Source organism: Glutamicibacter sp. AGC46 (genome assembly GCF_053543715.1).
This window is the reverse complement of the sequence record NZ_JBLVOJ010000012.1, coordinates 225,519-250,140: the sequence shown is the minus strand read 5'-3', so window position 1 is coordinate 250,140 and position 24,622 is coordinate 225,519. Positions and strand designations below refer to the sequence as shown.

The following is a 24,622-nucleotide window of genomic DNA, read 5'->3' as shown; positions in this document are numbered from 1 at the left end:
CCCCCCCCCGCCGCGGCTTGCCGGATCGAGTGCAGCAGGGCCCACGGGACGATGCCGCTGGTGCGCGGGTTGCGTGGCGAGGGGTGGTTCTTGATCGAGAAGCTGTACTCGCCGGCTGGGCCGCGCGCCTCGATGCGGTGCTCGGTCAGGCCTGCCTCCGGGTCGGCGATCAATCTGGCTGTCACCGCATCCCAATCCCCCACAGCCAACGCCACCGCCGCGGCCACATTCAATGACTTCGGGAAGTCCTGGGCCGCTGCCGCGGCTGGACCGCGAAATACCTCTACCGGTCCGGCGGCCTGCTCCAATTCACCGCGCCGCTGCGCATCCATCCACGGCTGCACCAAGGTGGCCGGCAGCTTGCGCGTCGTCACCAGCACCTGGTCGATGCCGCCCATCCGGGCAGCCGCGCCCAGCAGGTCCAATCCGCCGATGGCCCCGGCAGTGCTGGACAAGCGTCCCGGTCCGGCGGCCTGCACTTGCGCGGCGAACTCCGGGTCAGCCAGCGCTCCCATGGAACTGGCCAGCAGGTCAACCCCGCAGGCCAGGATGCGCACCGCATTCTCGCGCAGGGCTTGCTGGCCCGCGCATTCGACCACCAGGTCGCAGCGCTCCAGGGCCGACTCCCAGCTCAGCTGCTCATGCTCCAGCCCGGTTTGCGGACGGCGCAGGATCACCCCTTCGAGCTGGGCACCGTGCACCGTCCCGGCTGCCAGTTGCTCCGCCACCACGGAGCCGATCGCCCCGTGGCCCAGTACTCCCACCCGATACATGCTGCCCGTGGCCATGCCCGTCCTGTCCGAAAAGATCGATGTAAGCTACCGCCAGCTTAGGCCAGCTCGCGGGCTCGGCACGAACTGCCAGCTGGCCAGTGTGCGGGCCATTGCCGCTAGTGCCGTGAAGCGGTCGAATGGTCCGTGCGTTCCATGAGCCGGGAGACTCCATATCCGATGAGAATGCCCCAGAAGGCGGCATGGATGTTGAACAGGTCCAGGCCGGAAATGGTTACCACGAACGTCACGAGGGCGCCCAGGGTGAATTTGGTGGCGAAGGCCGTCACAAAGGCCTGCTGCAGGGCCTTGAGCATGGCGATGCCTCCCAAGGCCAGCACGAAAGCCTCAGGGGTGGCCAGCATGAAGCGCGTCAGCGTTGGAGCGAACAAGGCGAAGAGCAGGGACAGGAAGCCATAGACCACCGCTGCGGTGTACTGGCGGTGCTTTTCGCCAGATGATGTGAGCAACGCGTTGGTTGGTCCGGTAACGCAGGCGGACACCGCGCCGAAGCAGGCATTGAGGATCGAGAACCCGCCCGAGGCCAGCGCAAAGGCATTGACCGGGGGCCGGTGCCCGGCAGAGCGCAGCACCGCGACACCCTGGCCATTCTGCACGATCAGCACGGTGATGGCCAACGGCACCACCAGTTCCAGCTGCGCAGCCCAGGTGAATTCCGGAGCGGTGAACACCGGGGTGGCCAGCACGGGCCCGCCAGCTGCGTCCAACGCGAACTGGCCACTGGCGGCCACCGCGATGACCCCGGCGATCAGCGTGCCCAGCACCGGGGGAATTCTTCTGCCCAGCGCCGGCACCGCAGCGAGCAGGACGAAGACCAGCACCATGGGGCCGGCCACCACCGGGTTGGCTTGGGTGGACGAGACGATGTCGGTGCCGAAGCGCAAGAAGACCGCGGCCACCATGGCCATCACAATCGGCATGGGTATGGCCGCCATGATCCGGCGCACCACCCCGGTAGCGCCCAAGGCCAGGACCAGCACCCCGGAGACGAAGAACGCCCCGACCGCCTCGGGGAAGGACAGGTGCTGCAGCGCAGGGCCCAGCAGCACCGTGCCGGGGATGGACCAGGCGAATCCCAGCGGCTGGCGGTAGAGCAGGGACATCACGATGGTCGCCAACCCGGCGGAGAGGAAGATCCCGCAGACCCAGGAAGCCATCTCGGCCTGGGACAGCCCGCCAGCGGCACCCACCGCAAGGGTGACCGCGATGGGGCCCGAAGCGGAGAACACCAGCCCGATCACGCCATTGCTGGCATATACCCCGCCCACGTCGCGCAGCAGGTCGCGGATTCCGGCAGGCCGTTGCGCGGCCCGCTCCAGCAGCGGTTCGCGTGGTGCCCGCGCAGCTGCTGGAGCCGATTCGCGGGTGGGCAGGTTATCGGCGGGTTTGGGCATGTGCGCTCCTGGGCGATGGTGGCAGTGTCATTGGCAGTGGCAGTGGCAGTGGCATTGGCATTAATAGTCCACCACCATTGCACGGTCCCAGGGGCCGTAGGGCGTGGCGTATTGATCCGGGGTATGGCATTCCTAGGATAGTTCTGGCTGCAGATCCCAAGGTACGCAGGGCTAGGATAAGACCGGGGCGATGCGGCCCGCGGATGAAAGGAATGCAGGGATGAATTCCAATACCGAGCTCGGCGAATTCCTCAAGGCCCGGCGGGCCCTGGTCAGCCCGGCAGGCGATGGCGGCCCCCGGCGGCGCGTGCCTGGGCTGCGCCGCGAAGAGGTCGCGGTCCTGGCCGGTGTGAGCACCGACTACTACACCCGGCTGGAACAGGGCCGGCACAAGCGCCCCTCCGAATCCGTGCTCGGCGCGTTGGCCAAGGCCCTGGAACTGGATGAGACGGCCGCCGGGCATTTATTCAACCTGGCCCGCTCGGTGTCCGGCTCCGGGCGCAACAGCCCGTCGAGCAGCATCCAGCGGGTACGCCCCTCATTGCATCAGCTGCTGGATTCCTTCACCGGGCATCCGGCCTTCATCCGCGGACGGCGTACCGAGGTGCTGGGCATGAATGCGCTGGCCGCCAGCCTGCTCACCGACTTCCTCGCCAAGCCGGTGCGCCACCGCAGCCTGATCCGCTGGGCCTTCCTGGATCCCGAAGCCAGGCAGCGCTACGCCGACTGGGAGCAGATCGCCGCCTCGATGGTCGGCACCTTGCGCCTGGATGCCGGGCGCCATCCGCATGATCCGCTGCTCGCGCAGCTGGTCGGAGAGCTGTCCATGAACAGCGAAGAATTCCGCACCTGGTGGGCCGATCACCGGGTGGTCGAGCGGCGGGACGGGATCAAGCGGTTCAACCATCCCCAGGTGGGCTATCTGGAGGTCAACTACGAGGCCTTGGACGTGACCGGGGCACCAGACCAGACCCTGTTCATCTACACCACCGACCCGGGCTCGGACTCCGAAGCGAAGCTGCGCGATCTGGCCGCGCTGCTCAACGGCCAGGGACCGGCACCCGAAGCCTAGCTGCGTGCTGGGATCAGCGATTTGCCGAGCCAGCTGCGCTCCAGCTCGTTGAGCGGGCGCGACGAGACGCCATCGGCTGCCAGCGGCACCATGACCGTGGTCGAGTCGAATACCGGCTGCCCGTCCTGGTAGCCGATGCCCCGCACGGTGAAGGACTTGTTGCCCAGCCGGCTGATGCCCATGCGGATGAGCATCTCGGGCTGGTAGTACAGCGGGCGCAGGTAGTCGATCTGGATGGATGCCACCACGGTGCCGAATTCGAAACGGCCTGTTGTCCCGTCCTCGCGCGTCCAGCGGATGCGGGCTTCTTCCATCAGGGTCACGATGCGCGCATTGTTCACATGGCCCAGGGCGTCCTGGTCCGACCAGCGCAGCTGCAAGATGACTTCGGTAGCCGCGGCCAGTCCATCGTTTGTCGTTTCGCTCATGGAACCCATTGCACCAGAAACCCGGGCTGGCTACTGCGCCCGTGACGGCTCATGAACTTGGGCCATCGCCGGAAGGCACCCACCGTGCATCCTCGTTGTTGGCGTCCAGGCAGATCCATTCCTGTGCAGGCCCGTAGCACCGCAGCTCATCGGTGAACCAGAACGTCTGGTCCGGGTCCCACCCGGCAATCACGCTGGCGTATTTATCATCGATGTCGAGGCATTGCCCGGCGAGCGCCAGATAGGCGCCGATACCCAGATGCACCCCGTCGTAATCGCGCGCCACGGCCAGCCAGTCGGGGATCTTCCATGCGCCGTCGCGCCCGGTGGACAGGTACCAGTCGTGGCGCTTGTGCGCGGTGACCTCGATGCCGTGCTCGCGGCAGAGCCGGATCCAGTCCTCGGCCGTGGCGATCTCCAGCACCTTGGCTGCGGGAGGCACGCTCGTGAACCTGACGCTGGCTTGCTCCCATCCAAAACCGTCTTCCACGCAGCTCAGGCCCACTGGCTCCCGGTCTGGGAACACACCGGTAGTGGAGGGCAGGCGGCTGCTGGGCTTGGACCACCATTCCCCGCTGAAGCTGCCCAGCGGGGTGCTACTCATTTCGGCGGCATCGCGGGCTTCGGTCGCCAGGATGCCGGCCCTCCACTCCTGCAGTAGGCCCAGGGCATTGCTGCCGGGAGCCTGCGTCCTGCCCTGCGGGTCATGCTGGTCGAATTCGACCTGGAATTGGTTGCGCAGATCCACGGGATCCAGCCACCAGGCCGCGAGCCCGCTGTCCGCCAGGTGCCGGGCCACGCGCTCAAGCGGCGCGGCCAGTTCCGGCAACGCCAGCAGGGTGTCTTCCCCATCCGGTTCCTGCCAATAGCGGGCACTGTCGACCGAGCGGACCAGCGCTTGCTGCAGCAGCGCTGCGGTGGCCGGAACCAAAGTGGTGCCGTCCAGGCGCCGGGCGATCTGCTGGACACTGGTTTCGGGCATGCTGGATTCATCCGCGCCAAACAGGCCAACGCTTTCGCCGCGTTCTACCGCCACGTGATACGCGGCGTAGAACATCGCCGCATGCAGCGGATGCTCCCCGAACGCCGGTAGCAGCTTCTCTTCGCTGGCAGTGGCGAACTCCCACAGCATCCTGCGCCCGCGCGCGCCTGCCATGAGCGCCTGCACTAGTTCCATCCGCGCCACTTCATTTCACTGGTTCGAAAACAGTAAATCCCGCCAAGACAGTCGATAACTATTTACGGGATCGATTATTAGACATTACCTGAGCAGGGGTTGCAATTCACCTGCCATTGGCACCGTGGAAGACGGCCGGCCAAGGGGCCGGCAGATTGTCCCCACCCGGAGGAACGTTCGTGAAAATCTTCGCTCGACCCGGCAAAACCAATCATCTCACCCCACTGCATCTCACCGCCGGAAGCCTAGTTGCCATTGCAGCTTCCACCGCATTCATCGGCGCCACCCCGGAACTCGAGGCAGTGCCTGCCGCCAAGTCCGCCGCGGACTGGAGCTCCTCGGCCTACCGCGGGTCAGTCGAGGTGATCCCGGCAGGAACTGGCCGCAGCGGCACCGCGCAAGAGACGCTCGACGGAGTGGTCTTCGAGGATCGCAACAAGAACTCCACGCAGGATGCCAACGAGCCTGGCCTACCGAACGTCACGGTTTCCAACGGCCGCGACGTCGTGGCCACCGATGGGCAGGGACGCTACGAACTTCCGGCCTACAACAACATGACCGCGTTCGTCACCCAGCCCCGGGGCTTCCAGGTTCCGGTCGACGACGACAACGTCGCCCAATTCTTCTACACCCACCTGCCTGAAGGCTCCCCGGACCTGAAGTACGACGGCATCGCCCCGACCGGGCCGCTGCCCGAGGCAGTCAACTTCCCGCTGGTGGCCAGCAGCGCCACGCAATCGCCCGAGCAGAGCTGCGTCATCGGTGCGGATGTGCAGACCTATACCCAGCAGGAAGTCGAGTACGCCAGGGAAGGCGCTTTCGCCGATCTGGCGGCCCGCACCGACTACACCGGCTGCGGCGCCTTGTTCATCGGCGACCTCGTGGGCGATGACCTGACCTTCTTCCACCAGACCCGAGAACTGTCCTCCATGCTCAACGGTCCGGCCCGGTTCCTGCCGGGCAACCACGACATCGACTACGACTCGCTGGACGGGCAGCACGAGTACGATTCCTTCCGCGCCCAGTTCGGTCCGGAGTACTACTCCTACGACACGGGCAAGACTCACGTCATCGCCCTGAGCACCATCGATTACCCGACTGCGGTTCCGGCCAAGAAGAGCGACTACACCTACGATCTGGGCAAGCGCCAGCTGCAGTGGCTGCGCGCGGACCTGGCCGAGGTACCCGAGAACAAGGCCATCGTCCTGGCCGGGCACAGCCCCCTGCTGGAGTTCTTCTACAGCGACGAGCATTCCACCAAGCTGGTCCGGGAGATCTACGAATTGCTGGAAGGACGCGAGGTCGTTTCCCTGGGCGGGCACACCCACATGTCAGAGAACCTGCGCGCCGGGGACCTGATGGATGGCTGGCGCGACGAGGTCGGCGAGGCAGGCCTGCCGTTCACGCACTTGACTGTCCCGGCCATTTCCGGGCAGTGGTATGACGGACGGGTTATCGAGAACGGCTACCCGACTTCCATCCAGCGCGACGGGACCCCTCCGGGAGTGCTCACCTTGGACATCAAGAACACCAAGATCACCGAGCGCTTCACCGTGACCGGCGGGGATGCCAGCAAGCAGATGTCCCTGGGCTTGAACACCCCGGCGTACCGGCAGTGGTACGAGGAGAATGTGGAAAAGGAGCGCGGCACGGTTCCGGCCCTGGATGACCCGTTGGCGGTGAGCCGGCAGGGACTGGCCGAGGACACCTGGCTGACCACGAACTTCTGGATGGGCAGCACCGGCTCCGCTGTCGAGGTCTCCATCGACGGCCAGGACCCGGTTGCGGCCGAGCGGACGCAGAAAATGGCCGGCGAACGCCCGCTGTCAGGCGCCGAGTACTCGGATCCGGCGGCCATCGCCGAGCAATTCGTCCATGGCGGCGGCTTCGCCGAGAAGACCAGCCACTTGTGGCGCTTAGAACTGCCAGATGATCTCTCCGTCGGGGCGCACACGGCCACGGTGACTGCCACCGACGTGCATGGGCGTTCTTTCACCGAGGAATTGGATTTCACGGTCATCGGGTAGCGCCATCCTTCGAGCTGGTGCCTGCATGAGCAGGCACCAGCTTTTTGTTACGCCCGCAGTGGGACAGCATCGGCTGCAGGTGCCTAGGATGAATCCATGCGCATTGCAATCCTGGATGATTACCACAACGTGGCCCGCTCGCTGGCCGATTTCGACGGCCTCGCCGCCGTCCTGGACGCCGAAGTCACGGTCTTCACCGAGCACCTGGGCCACGAGGACAGTACCGTCGTCCAGGCGCTGCAGCCCTTCGACGCCATCGTCGCCATGCGCGAACGCACGCCTTTCCCGGCCGCCCGGCTGGCTGCGCTGCCCAACCTGAAGCTGCTGGTCACCACCGGCCGCCGCAACGGATCCATCGACCTGCAGGCTGCCAAGAACCAGGGCATCGTGGTCAGCCACACCGGCTACGTGGCTACCGATGCCGCCGAGCACACCTGGGCGCTGATCCTCAGCGCCGCGCGCCGACTGGACGTGGAGCTGTTTTCCGCGGACCGCCCGCTGGCGGCTGGCTCGGGCTGGCAGACCACTTTCGGACTGGGCCTGTCCGGCAAGACCCTGGGCGTCTACGGTCTGGGAAATCTGGGAGCGAAGGTTGCGAAGGTCGGCTTGGCCTTCGGCATGCGGGTCATCGCCTACAGCCAGAATCTCACCAAGGCCCGCGCCACCCAAGTGGGCGTGGAGCTGGTCTCCGAAGCCGAGCTGTTCTCCACCAGCGACATCGTGACCGTGCACCTGAAGCTCTCGGAGCGCAGCACCGGGGTCATCGGACCCAAGCAGCTGGCGTGGATGCGTCCCGATTCCATCCTGGTCAACACCTCGCGCAGCAGGATCGTGCAGACCGACGCGCTCATCGACGCACTGGACAGCCGGCAGCTGCACCTGGCCGCCGTGGATGTCTTCGACGTGGAACCGTTGCCGGCCAAGGACCGGCTGGCCGCTACCCGGGGCGTGATTGCCACCCCGCATATCGGCTATGTGACTATCGAGCAGTTCGAGATGTTCTACCGCGACGCGGTGGAAGACATCCGCGCGTGGGCTAGCGGCGCACCGATCCGGGTGCTGGCCTAGGGACCTGCGGCCGCGGCACGAAGTAGTAGTGCAGGATCGCCACGACGGCAGCCCATGCGGCCCCGATCAGCATCCCCACCAGCACGTCAGAGACCCAGTGGTGCCCGATGTAGATTCGCGAAGCTCCCATCGCCAGGACGAATAGCGCCGCGACGATGGAGATCAGGTACGCGTAGCGGCGCAGCCCGTAGATGATCGCCAGGTAGCTGGCGATGCCGATCAGCGCGGCCGAGTTCAGCGTGTGCCCGCTGGGGAACGAAAAGGTTTGCGGCGGCGCCGGGCCTCCGGGAACGCCTTGGGGACGCGGCACCTGGAGGTTTGTCTTGAGAATAACGGTCAGCAGGACCGAGACCAGTGCAGTGAACGCGATGGCCGCCAACGGCCACGCGCTGCGGGTTTTCCAGCACAGCAATGAGGTGATCACCAGCATGATCATGGTCATTCCCGGTGTGGATCCCCAGAAGTACAAGAAGTCGGAGACCGCAAACAGGAACGGCGACTGGTGCTCCAGTGCCCATTGGTAGGCTGGGGCATCCAGATCCCTGGCCCATCCGCCCGCGTGCAGGGAGACCAGCACCCTGCGGGTGAAGTAGAACATGGCGACAACCAGCCCGAAAATGATCCACAGCACCTGTGCGCCGCGGGAACGTTGGCCTTGCCGGAAATACCATGAGGATCGCATGGCTTCCATCGTATCGGGGCGGGAGCGAAGCGCTGAACTCGATCGATGCGGAACAATGGAAGCATGACGATCAAGGTGCTGGCAGTTGGCAAGAAACACGAATCCTGGGTGGACGAGGGAATTTCCCGCTACGAGAAGCGGCTGAAGAAGCCCTTCAATCTCACCTGGCAGCTGCTGAACCATTCCTCGCGCGAGAACGACGCGGCCCGCACCGAGGAGTCGGCCCGCATCCTGGCGAAAATCGATGACCGCGACTTCGTGGTTCTGCTCGATGAGCGCGGAAAGAACGTGGACTCCCCTGCGTTGGCCAATACTTTGCGCACCCCGATTGATGCTTCGCGCAATGTCGTGATCATCATCGGCGGCGCGTACGGCGTGGACGCATCCGTGCATGCGCGGGCCAATTTCATCTGGTCGCTTTCGAAGCTGGTCTTCCCGCACCAGCTGGTGCGCTTGATCCTCACCGAGCAGCTCTACCGCGCGCAGGACATCCTGGCAGGCGGGAAGTACCATCACGTTTAAGCCATTCCCTTGACTTTCCAACTTGGAAAGACAAGACTTTCCATAACGGAAAGTAGGGAAATCATGGCTGAGGGGCAAGAACGAATCGACAAGCTGACCGCCGCGGAGCGCCTGGCCTCCGCGGACCAGGCCTCGAACAAGATGGTCGCTGCCGGCACTTCTTCCCGGGCCACCCTCTTCGTGTACGTGGTGCTCGGGAGCACCGCGATGAGTCTTGAACATGTCCTTTCGCCAAAGATGGCTCTGGCGTTATTCGCGGTGGCTGTCGTTGCAGCCCTCGTGCACTACGTGATTATGCGCAGCCGCGCCAAGATGCGCCCTTTGCTCAGCAGCTCGGCAACCTACGGCTGGTACGCGTTCCTGGCTTCAATGATCGTGATGTGCCTGCGCTTTTGGGTCGCCGAGGACCCTTGGAGCATCGGTGCGAAATTAGTCGTTTCCTGCACCGCCTTATGGCATTTGCTTTCCTCCGCGCAAACGGCATGGGACAAGGACCGTGTGCAAGATGCCCAGGAAATGGCGGCCTAGCCAGGTGAACAATTCGCAGATCCCCTCGGAGCGCGAAGCCGCTTCCCAACTCGCCGCGGCCGAAGAAGCCGCGAGCGGCACCGTCAGCGCCACCGAAGCCCCCGGGGCATTCATGATTGTCCTGGGCATCGTCACGGCGGCAATCTTTTCGCTCTACGGAGTCATCGACATCGCCCTTTGGAACTGGTCGCCGGTGCTCTATGTGCCATTGATCGCCTGGTACGCCTACTGGTCGCGCCAGCGGCCCAAGTCCCGCCCTGCATTGAGGCACTCGGGCAAATACATCGCTGTCATGCTGTTCATGATGCTCGCCCTGCAATTGTGCACCTTCTGGATTCCCCATACTTGGCTGTTCGCGATACCCAAATTCCTCGCATTGGCCGCTGTCTTCACCGGTTCCCTGTGGATCATGCGCCGCGAAACCATCAAATCCCGCATCAAGGATGGAAATGAACAAGCCATCTAGCAATGCGCAATTCGACGAGCTGATCCACGCACCCATCCGGCTGCGCATTTGCGCCAGCCTCGCCCCGGTGCAGTGGGCAGAATTCGCGCACCTTCGCGGCATCCTCGATGTCGCCGACTCCGTCTTGAGCAAGCACCTCAAGCAGCTCGCCGATGCCGGGTATATCGGCATCGAGCGGTTCACCAAGCTGGGGCGCAGCCATATGCGCGTTTCACTGACCAAATCCGGACGCCGGGCCTATGTCAGCCATGTGGCGGCCCTGCGGGAGATCACGGCGGGCGGATAATGACCGATCTTGTCGTTCGCAGACCGTAGTATCGGTTCCATGAGCGATGTCCTGTCCCGGTTCGGCGCAGCCACCCGCAAGTGGTTCACCGACGTCTTCTCCGCGCCCACCGTTGCCCAGAGTGGCGCCTGGGAATCCATCTCGGACGGGAAGCACACCCTGGTCATCGCGCCTACCGGCTCGGGCAAGACCCTGGCCGCGTTCCTCTGGGCGCTGGACCGGCTGCACCACGCGGAACTTGATGCTCCGGCATTGCCGGGGATGGACTCCGATGCCGATCATCCAGCAGGCAATGGCACCAAGGTGCTCTACATTTCTCCGCTGAAGGCCCTCGGGGTCGACGTGGAGCGCAACCTGCGTTCTCCGCTCGCTGGCATCCGCGCCACCGCGCACGAAATGGGCTTGTCCCAGCCGTCGGTATCTGTGGGAGTGCGCTCGGGAGACACCCCGGCCAATGACCGGCGCAAGCTGCTCAAGGACCCGCCCGAAATCCTGATCACCACGCCCGAGTCGCTGTACCTGATGCTCACCAGCCAGGCACGCAAGACCCTTGCCGATGTGCACACCGTCATCATCGATGAGGTCCACGCGATTGCCAATACCAAGCGCGGAACCCATTTGGCCCTGTCACTGGAACGGCTCGACGCGCTGCTGCCCGCCCCGGCCCAGCGCATCGGGCTCTCTGCCACCGTCGAGCCGCCCGAAGAAGTGGCCCGCTTCCTGGCCGGATCCGCCCCGGTGAACATCGTGCGCCCGCCGTCCACCAAGAAATGGGAGTTGGCGGTGCGCGTCCCGGTGGAAGACATGACCGATCTGCCTTCCGCGGCCGGAGCGCATGATCTGGGTCCGGGTTCCTCCCCCGCGGCATCGGCGAGCATCTGGCCGCATGTGGAGAACCAGCTGGTGGATCTGGTGCTGGACAACCATTCGACCATCATCTTCGCCAACTCCCGCCGGCTGGCCGAGCGGCTGACCGGGCGGCTGAACGAAATCTACGCCGAACGCGAGGGATTCAGCGCCGAGGATGCTTCCACCTCCACCCCTGCAGCGCTGATGGCCCAGGCCGGCTCCACCGCTGCCGCGCACCCGGAAGCTCCGTTATTGGCCCGTGCCCACCACGGCTCGGTGTCCAAGGATTCGCGCGCCCAGATCGAGGAAGACCTGAAGCTGGGCAAGCTGCGCGCCGTGGTGGCCACCAGCTCCCTGGAACTCGGCATCGACATGGGACTGGTGGATCTGGTGATCCAGGTCGAATCCCCGAACTCGGTCTCCTCGGGGCTGCAGCGCGTGGGCCGTGCCGGGCACCAGGTCGGCTCGGTCTCCCGGGGCGCTTTCTTCCCCAAGCACCGGGCGGCCCTGCTCTCCACCGCCCTGGTGGTCACCCGCATGCGCCAAGGAGCCATCGAGAAGATGGTGATCCCCGCCAACCCGCTGGATGTGCTGGCGCAGCAGACCCTGGCCGCGGTGGCCATGGACGACTTGGACGTAGAGCAATGGTTCGACACCGTGCGCCGCGCCGCGCCCTACCAGCAGCTGCCGCGCAGCGCCTATCTGGCCACCTTGGACATGCTCTCGGGCAAGTACCCTTCGGATGAATTCGCCACGCTCAAGCCGCGGCTGATCTGGGACCGGGATGCCGGCACCCTCACCGCCCGGCCCGGGGCGCAGCGCCTGGCCGTGATTTCCGGCGGCACCATCCCGGACCGCGGGCTGTTCGGGGTTTTCCTGGCCGGATCCGAGGATGACAAGGCACCCAAGCGCGTGGGCGAGCTGGACGAGGAAATGGTCTACGAATCGCGCGTCGGGGACATTTTCGCCCTCGGGGCGACCAGCTGGCGCATCGAGGACATCACCCACGACCGGGTGCTGGTCACCCCGGCCTTCGGCCAGCCCGGAAAGCTGCCCTTCTGGCACGGCGACGGGCTGGGACGCCCGGTGGAACTCGGGGCGGCGCTGGGCGAATTCACCACGAAGCTGCTGGCCAGCGAACGCACCGAAGCGGCCGAAGTGCTGCACGGCAGCGGGCTGGATCCGTTCGCCGCGAACAATCTGCTCAACTACCTGGACGAGCAGCGCCGGGCCACCGGCCAGGTGCCCAACCACCAGAATTTCGTGGTCGAGCGCTTCCACGACGAGCTGGGCGACTGGCGGGTCATCCTGCACTCCCCGTTCGGCTTGGCCGTGCACGCCCCGTGGGCGCTGGCCGTCGGCGCGCGGGTCCGCGAACGCTGGGGGCTGGATGCCTCGGCGATGGCCGCCGACGACGGGATCGTGCTGCGCATCCCCGCCATGGACGATGAGCCGCCCGGGGCGGACCTCTTCGCCTTCGAAGCCGACGAGATCATCGAGGTGGTCACCTCGCAGGTGGCCAATTCTGCGTTGTTCGCCTCCCGCTTCCGCGAATGCGCCGCCCGCGCCCTGCTGCTGCCGCGGATCAACCCGACCAAGCGCACCCCGCTGTGGCAGCAGCGCCAGCGTGCCAGCCAGCTGCTGGATGTGGCCCGCAACTACCCGGACTTCCCGATCATCCTGGAAACCGTGCGCGAATGCCTGAATGATGTCTATGATCTGCCGGCACTGTCCAGGATCCTGTCCAGCATCTCCTCGCGGGCCATCCGCCTGGTGGAAGTGACCACCGAGCTGCCTTCGCCCTTCGCCCAATCCCTGCTTTTCGGCTACGTGGCGCAGTTCCTCTACGAATCCGACGCGCCGCTGGCCGAACGCCGCGCCGCCGCCCTGAGCCTGGATCCGGTGCTGCTGGGCGAATTGCTCGGGCGCAACGACGTGCGCGAGGTGCTGGACCCGCAGGTCATCTCGGCCTTGCAGGAGCAGCTGCAGCATCTGGCAGCCAACCGCCGGTTGGCGGGCATGGAAGGCGCCGCGGACCTGCTGCGGCTGCTGGGTCCGCTGGATGCCGGGCAGCTGGCCGCCCGGCTGCGCGATCCGGCCGATGACGAGGCGGCGCTGGATCCGGCCAGCGCCCGGGCCCACGCCGAGGCCCTGGTCTCCACGCGCCGGGCTTTCACCCTGCGCCGCTCCGGCCAGCTGGTGTACGCGGCCATCGAGGATGCCGGCAAGCTGCGCGATGCGCTGGGCACCCCCCTGCCCACCGGCATCCCGGCGGCCTTCCTGGAGCCTGCCACCGCTCCGATCCAGGACCTGGTCTCGCGCTTCGCCCGCACCCACGCCCCGTTCACCCTCGGGGAGCTGGCCGCGCAGCTGGGACTGGGCGTCGCGGTGCTGCGCCCCGTTCTCGACCAGCTGGTGGCCGCCGGCCGCTTGTCGCTGGGGGCCTTCCGCCCGCTGGAGCTCGTCCCCGAAGGCGTGGCCGGCGACGAATACTGCGACGTGTCGGTGCTGCGCACCATCCGCACCCGATCCCTGGCGGCGCTGCGCGCCGAGGTGGAGCCGGTGGACCAGGACACCTACGGTCGCTTCCTGCCGGCCTGGCAGCAGATCGGTTCTTCGCTGCAGGGAGCCGACGGCGCCTATGAAATCGTTGCCCAGCTCGCCGGCGCCGAGGTCCCCGCCTCCGCCCTGGAATCCTTCGTGCTCCCGGCCCGGCTGAGGGGCTACCAGAATTCCTGGCTGGATGAGCTGTGCAGCTCCGGGGATATCCTGATCTGCGGCGCCGGAGCCGCCGGCGGCAAGGACGGCTGGCTGTCGCTGCACACCGCCGAACATGCAGCGCTGAGCCTTCCCCAGCCCGATGCCAGCGCGCTGCAAGCCCTGGACCTGCGCGTGCTCCAGGCCTTCGAGTCCACCGGCGCCTACTTCGCCGAGGAGCTGGCCGGACGCATCCACCGCAGCGATGAGCCGGCGGCCAGCAGCCACGAGGTCGCCGAATCCTGCTGGAGGCTGTTCTGGGCCGGGTACATTTCACCGGATACCATGGCGCCGATCCGCGGCTACCTGGCCGGCGGAAGCACCGCGCACAAAATCGCCAAGCCCGCCCCGCGGGCCCGCGCCGCACGATTGAACCGGCTCTCCGGGCTGAACCGGCTGGCCCGGGAACAAGCCGGCGGGCCGGCGCGCGGCTCGCGCGGCGCGGCCCGCTGGTCGCTGCTGCCCGCACCGGTAGCGGACCCAACGATCAGCGCCCACGCCACCGCGGAAATCATGCTGGAACGCTACGGGGTGCTCACCCGCGGCTCGGTGGCCGCCGAGTCGGTGCCCGGCGGCTTCGGCCAGCTCTACCGGGTGCTCTCGAAGCTGGAAGAAGCTGGCCATGCCCGGCGCGGCTACTTCGTCGAGAAGCTCGGCGCCGCCCAGTTCTCCACCTCTACCACCATTGACCGGCTGCGCGGATTCCAGCTGGCCGATGACCCGCGGCGCCAGCCGGTGGCCACGGTGCTGGCTTCCACCGATCCTGCGAACCCCTATGGCGCGGCGCTGGCTTGGCCTGCGACCGAAACCGGGCACCGCCCCGGGCGCAAGGCCGGCGCAATCGTCGGGCTGCTCGACGGAGCGCTGAGCCTCTATCTGGAGCGCGGCGGGCGCACGGTGCTGACCTTCGGGCAGCTGCCCGAGCCGTCCTGGCGCATCCTCGCCACGGCGATGGTCGCCGCGCTGCGCACCGCCCAGGTCGACAAGATCGCCATCGCCACGGTCGACGGGCAGCCGGTGCAGGACCATCCGGTCGGCGCCGCCCTGCTGGGCGCCGGTTTCTATGCGACGCCCCAAGGCATCCGTTTCCGCCGCTGATCCGCTATCGAAGGAGCGCTGCCCATGCCCGAAGGCGATACCGTCTACCGCGCCACCGCCCGCCTGCACCGGGCGCTGGCCGGCGAAATCCTGCTGGCCTCCGATTTCCGCGTCCCGGCCCTGGCCACCGTGGACGTCGCCGGGTACACGGTGCGCGAGGTCATCCCCCGGGGCAAGCACCTGCTGATGCGCCTGCAGCCGCCGGCTACTGCGAACCCGGCCTTCGCCCAGCCTGCGCTGACCTTGCATTCGCATCTGCTCATGGAAGGGCGCTGGGATCTCTATGCGCCAGGCGAACGCTGGAAGCGTCCGGCGCATACCGCCCGGGTGGTGCTGGAAACAGCAAACGCCAAGGCCGTGGGCTTCGAGATCGCCCAGGTGAAACTGCTGCCAACCGAACAGGAGTCCGAGGTGGTCGGCCATCTCGGACCCGACCTGCTCGGGCCGGACTGGGATGCGCAACGGGCGCTGGACAACCTGCGCGCCGATCCGCAGCTGGGCATCGGCCAAGCGCTGCTGGACCAGCGGATCATGGCCGGGGTGGGAAATGTCTACCGCAGCGAGATCCTGTTCCTGCGGCGCGTGCATCCGCTCACCGCGGTGGGCGAGGTGGCCGGCCTGCCGGCATTAATCGAACTGGCCCACCGCTTGCTGGTGGTGAACAAGGACCGGTCGCGGCGGGTGACTACCGGGCAGCCGCGCACCCGCGACCCGCTGTGGGTCTACGGCCGGGCGTCAAAACCCTGCCTGCGCTGCGGAACCCGCATCGGGCTGCTGCGCATTCCCTCGGCTTCCACCGGTGCCGAACGGGACTGCTACCTGTGCCCTTCCTGCCAGCCATCGGCCTAGGCGGCGGGGCGCGGCTGCAAGCCTAGAGGTCGACTTCGCCCTGCACGCAGCTGTTCACGTCGCCTCCCACCCAGACCACGCCGTCCTCCACGCGCAGATGCACCCGGCCCTGGTACCCGATCGCGGTGCCTTGGGCGGCGATGTAGCGTTCGGGAGCCAACCCGGAATCGGCCAGCCACCGGGCCAGGCCCGCATTGAGGCTGCCGGTGGCCGGGTCTTCCCACACTGGGTCCCCGCCGACGAAAGCACGCACTTCGAACTGCGTGCCGGCCCCTGGCTCCTGCGGACCTGCAACCCCGATGGCCAGCGTCCCCAGGGCGTTGGGATCCGGGTCCAAGGCCAGTACCTGCTGCGCACTGGAGAGCCTCACCCCGATCCATTCCGGGCCGTTGACCAGCCATGAGGCATCCTGGATCTGCTCCCGGGGAATCGCCAGTACCTCGGCGATGCGCTGCACCAGCAATTCGGCAACCGGTTCGTAGCGGGTCAGCGGCGGGGCAGCGAACCATAGCCGTTGCGGCTCAACGCGCACCTCCACCAGCCCGGCGGCGCATTCCTGGATGACCCGTCCCTTCTTCTTGGGAACCCCGCCGGCCTTCAGCCAGGCAAAGGCCGAGCCCAGCGTCGGGTGGCCGGCGAAGGGGAATTCCTGGGTGGCAGAGAAGATCCGCACCCGGTAGTCGGCGGCCGGATCCTCCGGTTGCATCAGGAACGTGGTCTCGGCCAGATTGGTCCACTTGGCAAATCCTTGCATCTGCCCGCTGGCCAGGCCTTCTGCATCGTGGACCACAGCCAAGGGGTTGCCCAGATATGCAGTGGGAGAAAAGACGTCGACTTCGCTGTATTTACGCATGGCCATCGAACCAACCTAGCAGACCGCGACCTGCGCGGTCCTGGCAAAGATGGGAGAATAGCCCCTATGGCTATGGAATCCCCGCTTCCCGTGCGCAACGGCGTCAATGCAACTCGTCTTCGCCTCCCGCGGACCGGTTCGTGGGCAACTGTCGCAGATTATTTGCTTGAGCGCTTCGGCCATGTGGATCCAGAGGGCATCCTGCGCCGCTTCGATGATCAGCAGATCGTTGGCTTGGGCGGCACTCCGCTCACCCGCCAGACGCCCCTGGGCGAGCACGAATTCATTTGGTACTACCGTTCCCTGCCGGTAGAAACTCCCATTCCCTTTGAAGCCAGGATCCTGCACCAAGACGAGCATCTGCTGGTCGTGGACAAGCCGCATTTCCTCCCCACCACACCCGGCGGACGCTTCATCCAGGAATCCGCGCTGGTGCGCCTGCGCAACCAGACCGGCATCGATGATTTGGTGCCGATGCACCGGCTGGACCGAGCCACCGCCGGGGTCATTCTTTTCGCGGTGAATCCGGCGACCCGCGGCGATTACCAGATGCTCTTCGAACGCCGCGAGATCGCCAAGCGCTACAAGGCGGTGGTCGCCCTGCAGCCGGGCGAAGGCCTGGAAACTGGACGGGTGCTGCATCCAAATGGGGAGCATTCGCAGGTCAAACCGGAATCCGAGCTGCGTGACCTGCTGCAGCGGATGCCGCTGCTCTTCGAGAACCGGATGGCCAAGGTCAAGGGCCAGCTGCGTTCCATTGTGGAAGAAGGCGAACCGAACGCCCAGACCCTGGTCAAGCTCGAGGCGATCGGGACGAGCACCGGTTTCCATGCCGGGCTGGAGGTCGCCTTGATGGATCTGGAACCGCGATCGGGCAAGACCCATCAGCTGCGGGTGCACCTGGCTTCCTTGGGCCTGGGCATCATCAATGATGCGTTCTATCCGCGGTTGTGGGATCTGGCCCCGGATGACTACCGGCGCCCGCTGCAATTGCTGGCGCACACCATTTCCTTCACTGATCCGCTGACCGGCCACGCGCGCAGCTTCAGCTCGCAACAGCGGCTACTGGAAGCGCCGTCGGTCCCATAACCCCTTCTCACGCGGGAAGAATTGCCCTAGGCTGGTGCCTATTATCCCGTGACCGGTAAGGATGAAGGCAAGATGGCCGAACACCAGCGGACCCCGCAACTCGATTCCCTGGTGGAGTCGGCCCAGTCTGCCATTGCTTCGGCGGCAGAACGGTCCTCCTTCGTGTTGCCCTACGCGGCGCCGGATCATCGCCCCAACCCTGCAGTGGAACCTTTCGATACGGTCCGCGGCTACCTCTTGGGCGCTTCGGGCTTATTGCTGCTGCTGACCTCGTTGGCGTTGCCTTCCGGCCTGCATGGACGCGCGCCGTCCAGCCTGCTGGATACCAGCCTGGTGCATTCGGTGTTGTGGCCGGCAACTGCCATCGCGCTGGTCCTCAGTGCCGCGTTTTCGCTGCGCCGCGACCAGCTTTCGGCGCGACGCCAGCGAATCATTTCCCTTTATTCGATCCCGGCCACAGCGATGATGGCCTGCGCCATCACCCTGGCCTCCGGGTTCTTGGCCATCAGCGCGGCCATCCTGGCAACCATTGCTTCGCTGCTGTCCCTGTACGGCGTGCTCCAGCTGAACAGGAATACTGCGCGAAACCGCATGGAGCGCTGGGCAACCGATGCCCCGGTAAGCTTCTTTGCCGGTTCCAGCCTGGTCTATGCCCTGCAGCTCTGGTTTGCCGCCGCCGGATGGAATGACGGCGGGCAGGGACTTCTTGCTGTGGTGGTGGCGGCCGGAATTTCAGTGGTTGCCGCCGCCTTCGCCCACTCGGAGCGCGGCCGCCACGCCTTTGCCAGCGGCTTCGGAATCTGCATGATCGCCGCTGCAATCCAGGGCTGGCTCAATGAGTCCGCGCCGCTGTGGGTCTGCGCGGTCTGGATCTTCATGGCCTTGCTGGTCTTCCTGATGGCCGAGAACCGCCGGTTCCAGATCAGCCATGCCGAGCACCGTGCGCAGCGCGGCAAGCCCATAGAGTTCTAGGACTGGCCGCGCCCGCCACGGGTGCCTAGCGTGGCGCCATGCGGATGGCTCCATCAAGGCGAATGGTTTCGCCGTTGAGCATCGGGTTGGCCACGATGTGCTCCACCAATGCCGCGTATTCTTCCGGACGTCCAAGACGCGAAGGATGCGGCACCTGGGCTCCGAGCGAGTCCTGGGCAGCCTGCGGCAGGCCGGCCATCATCGGCGTGTGGAAAATGCCCGGTGCGATGGTCATGACGCGGATCTGGTGGTTCGCCAGCTCGCGAGCCAGCGGAAGGGTCATGGCCGCTACTGCTCCCTTGGAGGCCGCATAGGCCGGCTGCCCGATCTGGCCGTCAAAGGCCGCCACCGACGCGGTGTTGATGATGACCCCGCGTTCGGTGCTCCCCTGCTCATCACTCAGCGCTTCGCTATGCGCCATGGCTTCTGCGGCCAGGCGGATCACGTTGAAGGTGCCGTTGACATTGATGTCCAGCACCTTGGCGAAGCGCTCCAGCGGCAGCACTCCCTCGCGGCCCAGCACCTTGCCCGGTGTTGCCACACCGGCGCAATTGACCAGCACCCGCAGGGTGCCAAGTTCCTTGGCACGTTCGATGCCGGCAGCCACCTGCTGCGCGTCAGTGACATCAGCTGGCACGAAGCGGACATTCGCGCCGATCTCGGCGGCGATTTCATCGCCATCCTCACGCGGCAGGTCGAGTACCACCACATGCCTGGCGGCGGTGGCCAGCTTCTGCGCCGTGGCGCGTCCCAATCCCGATAGGCCGCCGGTGACCAGAACGACTGAATCCTGCAACTGCATATTTACCCCTTTGTAGACAGTGGTCTTGTGATCTACATTACTGGCCAGTTGCGTGGAGGCGAAGAAACTTGCCCGCGGGCATGGAAAAACCGCTGGACCCCGCGATGGGATCCAGCGGCTCTTGCACTGTCCTGCAGCCTAGTGGCTCGGAACCGTCGCAGGCTCGGCTTCGACTCCAGCCGATTTCTTCTTGCCGCCAAGCAGGAAACCGATCACCACGATGCCGACGCTGCAGCCGGCACCGATCAGGAAGCCAGGTTGGAAGCCTTCGACCGAAGCGGTCAGCGGATCGCCGCCAGCTGCGATCTTCGCGGCGGTGGATGAGGCGACAACGCCAACCAGCAGGGCGGTGCCCATGGCGCCCGCCAACTGCTGCAAGGTCGAGAGCAGGGCCGAACCGTGCGAGTGCAGGCTGTGCGGCAGCGGGTTCAGCGCAGTGGTGAAGGCCGGGGTGAAGATGAAGGCCAGGCCCAAGCTCATCACCAGGTGCATGACAACCAGCAGCCAGATCGGAGTGTCCACATCCAGGACCACCGCGTAGCCCAGCAGCGAAACCAGCAGCACCAGGGCGCCGGGAACGATCAGCGGACGGGCGCCGACCTTGTCGTAGAGCTTTCCGACCAATGGCGCCAGGACACCCATCAGCAGACCGCCCGGGAGCATGATCAAACCGGTGGTCAGGGTTTCAATGCCCAACACGTTGGTGAAGAACATCGGCAGCAGGATGATCACGCCGAACAGCGAAATCATCGAGAACATCATCAGCACCAGCGAAAGGGTGAAAGCCCTGTAGTTCAGCGGACGCAGATCCAGCAGCGCCTTGTCTTCCTTCTGCAGGTTCAGCTGCAGGAAAACGAAAGCGAGCAGGCACAGAATCGCGCCAACAAGGATGCCCAGGTTCAGCGGGGTGACGCCAACCGACAAGCCGCTGAGGCCGTAGACCAGGCCGCCGAAACCCGGGATGGCCAGAATCAGCGAAGGAATGGACAGCGGCGTCGAGGCGCCGTCAACGTCCTTGGACAGTCGAGGGGTGCCGATCAGCAGAGCCGCTACCGCGATCGGGATGATCACGATGAACATGAATCGCCACGACAGGTACTGCAAGATCAGTCCGGATACCGTCGGGCCGATGGCCGGGGCTACGGAGATCACGATGGAGACATTGCCCATCAGCACGCCGCGGCGCTCAGCAGGGACCAGATGCAAGATGGTGGTCATCAGCAGCGGCATCATGATGGCGGTGCCGCTAGCCTGGATCACACGGGCCACCAGCAGGACGCTCAGGCCCGGCGCGAGGGCAGCCAGCAGGGTGCCCAGAGTGAACAGGCCCATGGCCAAGACGAAGACATTGCGGATGCTCATCCGCTGAAGCAGGAAGCCGGTCATTGGAATGACCACGGCCATAGTCAGCATGAAGATGGTTGACAGCCACTGAATTGCGTCAGCGGTGACATTGAATTCATCCATCAAAACAGGCAGGGCCACGTTCATGATGGTCTCGTTCAGGATGACCACGAAGCTGGAAACAATCAGCACCGCAATCGTGGTGAAGTTCTGTTTGCTCAGTCGTTCTGGAGCGTTCGTCACGGCAGGAATCTGCTTCCACGAGGATTCGGAAAAAGGAAACGCTATCTGACGCTTGCGGCTGCTTCGCCGGGCAAGAAAGTTCAAATAGCTCTATCGATTTTATCGCTTGGGATTGCGGTGCACTAGGGGTGCAGGAAACCTTATAGGTGAGTTCGGCAACACAGATCCAGCTTCACGGAATGTCGAGGGTTTGTGTACGAAGATAGAACCATGAACGTGCGCACTCCTGACCCATACCCTGGATGGCTCTCCGAAGAAGACCTCTACGAGGCACGGCAGCGCCTGCCCATGCTCTACGTCGAGGCCATTCCCGTGCGCCTGGACCCGCTGGGCTACGTCAACGAGGTGGGCCTGCTGCTCACCGGCGATGATGACGGACGCATGCTGCGCACCTTCGTTTCGGGGCGCGTGATGTACCGCGAGACCATACGCGCCGCGTTGATCCGCCACATCGAAAAGGACCTGGGCACCATGGTGCTTCCGCAGCTTCCGGCTTCACCGGTGCCCTTCACCGTTGCAGAATACTTCCCGGCGCCGAGCGAAACCGGCCTGACCGATGATCGCCAGCATGCCGTATCCATGTGCTACATCGTGCCGGTTCGCGGCGAGACCAGCCCTCGCTCCGATGCGTTGGAGCTGACCTGGCTTTCGCCCAGCGAAGCGCTCAGCTCGGACATCCAGGGCGAGTTCGCTGGCGGTCGAGAAAATATTCTCCGTCAGGCATTAGCCCATGTCGGAGTGAATATTTAGCCCTGCTGCCCGCTGTTTGGAATGATTCCCTGCCGGCGCTTGATGATTGATCCAACCCAGCTTCCCAAGAGCACCCCGAGCATGCCCACGGTGCAGCCGATCAGGGTCTCGACCACGCGGTCGTACATCACCGAGCCGCTCAGGCCCGTCACCAGCGAGACGCCCACGAGCGCCATCGGGGTAATGAAAACCTGCGCCAGGAAATAGTTGCGCATGACCAGCAGCTCGGCCATGAATTGGCATATGGCGATGAAGGCGAGCAGGATCCAGACCTGCGGGTTCAGGAAGATCAAGACCGCCATCAGGACCATGCCTGCCAGGGTGCCGAGCATTCGGTGCACGCCTCGCCGGATGCGCAAGGTCGTGGTGTGCCCGACCAGGGGAACCACCGCGGCCACCATCGCCCAGTAGTTGTGCCCGGCTTCCAGGCTGCTGCCCACGGTATTGGCCAAGGCGCCGGCCACACCGGCTGTCAGGATGTAGAACAGCCCTTCCCACCAGATGGCCTTGCGGACGTTATCCGATAGTGGCGGCAGCGGGGTGCGCTTCCACAAGCTGGTCCACTGCCCGAGTGCACCGGCCGCACCGATGGCTACCGACAACAAGATCGTCAGGGCCGACACGAGCAGGGCTTCGCCGATTGGCGCGGGGACGGGGATCGAGGCAATTGCCGCGAATGCGAAGATGTGGAACAGCGAACCGCCGGGCCGCAGCCGCATGAAACCCACCAGCACCGAGCAGGCACCGGCCACGAGAGTCGTCGCGCCAACTACTTGCCACTGCTTGATTCCAGGGTCCGAATGGTCGATCCACCAGTGCGAAGCGGCCAGCGCCAGAGCGATTACCGCGAAGAACAAGGCCCCGGAACGCACCTGCATCCGCAACCGGTTCCAGTAGCCGTCCACGCGCCCATACACGCCGGTAAAGGCGCCGAACACGGCAAAGACCACAAGGTCCAGCCGGTCAATCGCGAAGAGCGTGATCAGAGGCGCAAAAACACCGATGCTGGTGCGCAGGCCGATCCAATGGTCCTTGCGGGCAGGCCCCAGCGTAATGAGCGCCTTGGCGGATTCCTTCAGAATCTCCAGACCCACATCTTCCTTCCGTCGCGTTGGACACAACACGTACGCTCCATTATTCGCGCTTTGCCTTGTGAAGCGTTAGGTTTTGGCGCACATTGTCCCTGTCGTTTTCCTCACCGCGCGGTTAATACGGCACACTTGGTACGTGTCCGAAAAGAACTTTGACCCCAGTGCCCCGCATGCCCGCCAGGATGAATTCGGCTTTGAAGTCGGAACCCGGCTGACCGCTCCGGACGGTTCCCCGATGTTGGGACGTACCGGCGTTATCCGTACCCCGCACGGCGACGTCAAGACGCCCGCGTTCATTGCGGTAGGCACCAAAGCTACCGTCAAGGCAGTCACCCCGGTGCAGGTTCAGGAGCTTGGCGCGCAGGCTGTGCTGTCAAACGCCTACCACCTGTATCTTCAGCCGGGCGCGGATATCCTCGATGAAGCTGGCGGACTAGGCAAGTTCATGGGCTGGCAGGGGCCGACCTTCACCGACTCCGGCGGATTCCAGGTCATGAGCCTGGGCTCGGGCTTCAAGAAGGTCATCGACATGAAGTCCGTAGACCAGTCTGGTCCGGACGACGCCGTGGCCCCGGGCAAGGAACGCCTGGCCAATGTGGACGAGGACGGCGTCTGGTTCAAGTCCCATCTCGACGGCACCAAGCACCGCTTCTCCCCTGAGATCTCCATGGGCGTGCAGCACCGGATCGGCGCGGACATCATGTTCGCCTTCGACGAGCTGACCACCTTGCAGAATTCCCGCGGCTACCAGGTCGAGTCCCTGGAGCGCACCCGGCGCTGGGCCGAGCGCTGCATTGCCGAGCACTTTGCATTGACCGACTCCCGCGAAGGCAAGGAATACCAAGCCTTGTTCGGCGTCATCCAGGGCGCCCAGTACGAGGACCTGCGCCGCAAGGCCTGCCAGGACCTGGGGGCCATGGCCTTCGATGGCTTCGGCATCGGCGGCGCCTTGGAGAAGGAAAATCTGGGAACCATCGTCGGCTGGTGCGCCGAAGAGCTTCCAGAGAACAAGCCGCGCCACCTGCTGGGCATTTCCGAGCCGGATGACGTCTTCACCGCGATTGAGAATGGTGCCGATACTTTCGACTGCGTCTCGCCCACTCGCGTTGCGCGCAACTCGGCGTTCTATACCCCCTGGGGCCGTTTCAATCTTTCCGGCGCACGCTACAAGCGGGATTTCACTCCGCTGGTGGAAGGCTGCGAGTGCTATGCCTGCAAGAACTTCACCCGTGCGTACATTCACCACCTGTACAAGGCCAAGGAACTGCTCAGCCACACGTTGATTTCCATCCACAACGAGCAGTTCACTGTTTCGCTGGTTGAATCCGCGCGCCAGGCGATCGAAGATGGAACCTTCTTCGAGCTCAAGGACAAGGTGCTCTCCAGCTACTACGCTGGCGAACCGGATCCGCAGGGCCAGCCGGCCGCCCTGTAGCCAAGGGCCGCAAAGCAGTCGAGGGGGCGATTCTCCACGCACTGGGCAG

Annotated in this window: 22 protein-coding genes; 13 read left to right on the top strand and 9 right to left on the bottom strand. The window is 65.2% G+C overall.

Features of this window, described 5'->3' with window-relative positions; genetic code table 11:
• Positions 1-788, bottom strand: a 788-nt coding sequence (locus ACNPM8_RS09335; RefSeq protein WP_448939725.1) for an aspartate dehydrogenase domain-containing protein, incomplete at its 3' end; no start/stop codon positions are given.
• 101 nt (positions 789-889) lie between these two features.
• On the bottom strand, positions 890-2,185 hold the full coding sequence (locus ACNPM8_RS09330) for a benzoate/H(+) symporter BenE family transporter (RefSeq protein ID WP_448939724.1): 1,296 nt from the start codon (positions 2,183-2,185) through the stop codon (positions 890-892).
• Positions 2,186-2,405: 220 nt separating this feature from the next.
• Between ACNPM8_RS09330 and ACNPM8_RS09325 the strand changes: the two genes are divergently transcribed.
• Entirely contained in the window at positions 2,406-3,257 is an 852-nt protein-coding gene (locus tag ACNPM8_RS09325; RefSeq protein ID WP_448939723.1) for a helix-turn-helix transcriptional regulator, read from the top strand.
• On the opposite strand, the gene ACNPM8_RS09320 is transcribed toward ACNPM8_RS09325, so the two are convergent.
• Positions 3,254-3,685, bottom strand: a complete 432-nt coding sequence (locus ACNPM8_RS09320) for an acyl-CoA thioesterase (RefSeq protein WP_388024474.1) — start codon at positions 3,683-3,685, stop codon at positions 3,254-3,256. The genes ACNPM8_RS09325 and ACNPM8_RS09320 overlap by 4 nt on opposite strands.
• A 49-nt stretch (positions 3,686-3,734) precedes the next feature.
• Entirely contained in the window at positions 3,735-4,862 is a 1,128-nt protein-coding gene (locus ACNPM8_RS09315; RefSeq protein ID WP_332730992.1) for a hypothetical protein, read from the bottom strand.
• A 179-nt stretch (positions 4,863-5,041) separates the two neighbouring features.
• Between ACNPM8_RS09315 and ACNPM8_RS09310 the strand changes: the two genes are divergently transcribed.
• Together ACNPM8_RS09310 and ACNPM8_RS09305 are read left to right on the top strand one after the other, a co-directional pair.
• On the top strand, positions 5,042-6,889 hold the full coding sequence (locus ACNPM8_RS09310; RefSeq protein ID WP_448939722.1) for a calcineurin-like phosphoesterase C-terminal domain-containing protein: 1,848 nt from the start codon (positions 5,042-5,044) through the stop codon (positions 6,887-6,889).
• 96 nt (positions 6,890-6,985) lie between these two features.
• Entirely contained in the window at positions 6,986-7,957 is a 972-nt protein-coding gene (locus ACNPM8_RS09305) for a D-2-hydroxyacid dehydrogenase family protein (RefSeq protein WP_402735307.1), read from the top strand.
• Here ACNPM8_RS09305 and ACNPM8_RS09300 read toward each other — a convergent pair.
• Positions 7,926-8,639 carry a phosphatase PAP2 family protein gene (locus tag ACNPM8_RS09300; RefSeq protein WP_402735306.1) on the bottom strand — a complete coding sequence of 238 codons (714 nt, stop codon included), beginning with the start codon at positions 8,637-8,639 and terminating at the stop codon, positions 7,926-7,928. The genes ACNPM8_RS09305 and ACNPM8_RS09300 overlap by 32 nt on opposite strands.
• Before the next feature lie 63 nt (positions 8,640-8,702).
• On the opposite strand from ACNPM8_RS09300, the gene ACNPM8_RS09295 reads away from it, so the two are divergent.
• From ACNPM8_RS09295 to ACNPM8_RS09270, 6 genes are all read left to right on the top strand, one after another.
• Entirely contained in the window at positions 8,703-9,161 is a 459-nt protein-coding gene (locus ACNPM8_RS09295) for a 23S rRNA (pseudouridine(1915)-N(3))-methyltransferase RlmH (protein WP_013347812.1), read from the top strand.
• Positions 9,162-9,224: 63 nt separating this feature from the next.
• Entirely contained in the window at positions 9,225-9,689 is a 465-nt protein-coding gene (locus ACNPM8_RS09290) for a hypothetical protein (RefSeq protein WP_426735668.1), read from the top strand.
• A 4-nt stretch (positions 9,690-9,693) separates the two neighbouring features.
• On the top strand, positions 9,694-10,155 hold the full coding sequence (locus ACNPM8_RS09285; protein ID WP_448939721.1) for a hypothetical protein: 462 nt from the start codon (positions 9,694-9,696) through the stop codon (positions 10,153-10,155).
• Positions 10,139-10,441 (top strand): transcriptional regulator, encoded by a 303-nt coding sequence (locus ACNPM8_RS09280; protein ID WP_105658582.1) that lies wholly within the window; start codon positions 10,139-10,141, stop codon positions 10,439-10,441. The genes ACNPM8_RS09285 and ACNPM8_RS09280 overlap by 17 nt, the downstream gene beginning before the upstream one ends.
• Positions 10,442-10,480: 39 nt before the next feature.
• Positions 10,481-15,145, top strand: a complete 4,665-nt coding sequence (locus ACNPM8_RS09275) for an ATP-dependent helicase (RefSeq protein ID WP_448939720.1) — start codon at positions 10,481-10,483, stop codon at positions 15,143-15,145.
• 24 nt (positions 15,146-15,169) lie between these two features.
• Positions 15,170-15,994: a DNA-formamidopyrimidine glycosylase family protein gene (locus ACNPM8_RS09270; protein ID WP_448939719.1), complete on the top strand. Its 825-nt coding sequence runs from the start codon at positions 15,170-15,172 to the stop codon at positions 15,992-15,994.
• Between the two features lie 22 nt (positions 15,995-16,016).
• Here ACNPM8_RS09270 and ACNPM8_RS09265 read toward each other — a convergent pair whose 3' ends face one another.
• Positions 16,017-16,853 carry a PhzF family phenazine biosynthesis protein gene (locus ACNPM8_RS09265; RefSeq protein ID WP_332594857.1) on the bottom strand — a complete coding sequence of 279 codons (837 nt, stop codon included), beginning with the start codon at positions 16,851-16,853 and terminating at the stop codon, positions 16,017-16,019.
• A gap of 60 nt (positions 16,854-16,913) precedes the next feature.
• Between ACNPM8_RS09265 and ACNPM8_RS09260 the strand changes: the two genes are divergently transcribed.
• Positions 16,914-17,936, top strand: coding sequence for a pseudouridine synthase (locus ACNPM8_RS09260; RefSeq protein ID WP_332487417.1), 1,023 nt, complete (start codon positions 16,914-16,916; stop codon positions 17,934-17,936).
• A gap of 48 nt (positions 17,937-17,984) precedes the next feature.
• A complete protein-coding gene (locus tag ACNPM8_RS09255; RefSeq protein ID WP_448939718.1) occupies positions 17,985-18,908 on the top strand; it encodes a hypothetical protein in 924 nt (307 codons plus the stop codon).
• 25 nt (positions 18,909-18,933) lie between these two features.
• Here the strand turns inward: ACNPM8_RS09255 and ACNPM8_RS09250 are convergent, their stop codons facing one another.
• Positions 18,934-19,710 (bottom strand): SDR family NAD(P)-dependent oxidoreductase, encoded by a 777-nt coding sequence (locus tag ACNPM8_RS09250; protein WP_448939717.1) that lies wholly within the window; start codon positions 19,708-19,710, stop codon positions 18,934-18,936.
• Between the two features lie 138 nt (positions 19,711-19,848).
• Positions 19,849-21,297, bottom strand: coding sequence for an MDR family MFS transporter (locus ACNPM8_RS09245; protein ID WP_133834369.1), 1,449 nt, complete (start codon positions 21,295-21,297; stop codon positions 19,849-19,851).
• A gap of 210 nt (positions 21,298-21,507) precedes the next feature.
• Between ACNPM8_RS09245 and ACNPM8_RS09240 the strand changes: the two genes are divergently transcribed.
• Positions 21,508-22,047: an NUDIX hydrolase family protein gene (locus ACNPM8_RS09240; protein ID WP_105658590.1), complete on the top strand. Its 540-nt coding sequence runs from the start codon at positions 21,508-21,510 to the stop codon at positions 22,045-22,047.
• Here the strand turns inward: ACNPM8_RS09240 and ACNPM8_RS09235 are convergent.
• Positions 22,044-23,141: an FUSC family protein gene (locus tag ACNPM8_RS09235; protein WP_448939716.1), complete on the bottom strand. Its 1,098-nt coding sequence runs from the start codon at positions 23,139-23,141 to the stop codon at positions 22,044-22,046. The genes ACNPM8_RS09240 and ACNPM8_RS09235 overlap by 4 nt on opposite strands.
• Before the next feature lie 133 nt (positions 23,142-23,274).
• Between ACNPM8_RS09235 and tgt the strand changes: the two genes are divergently transcribed.
• Positions 23,275-24,573: a tRNA guanosine(34) transglycosylase Tgt gene (gene tgt / locus ACNPM8_RS09230; RefSeq protein WP_105658591.1), complete on the top strand. Its 1,299-nt coding sequence runs from the start codon at positions 23,275-23,277 to the stop codon at positions 24,571-24,573.
• Positions 24,574-24,622: the final 49 nt, after the last annotated feature.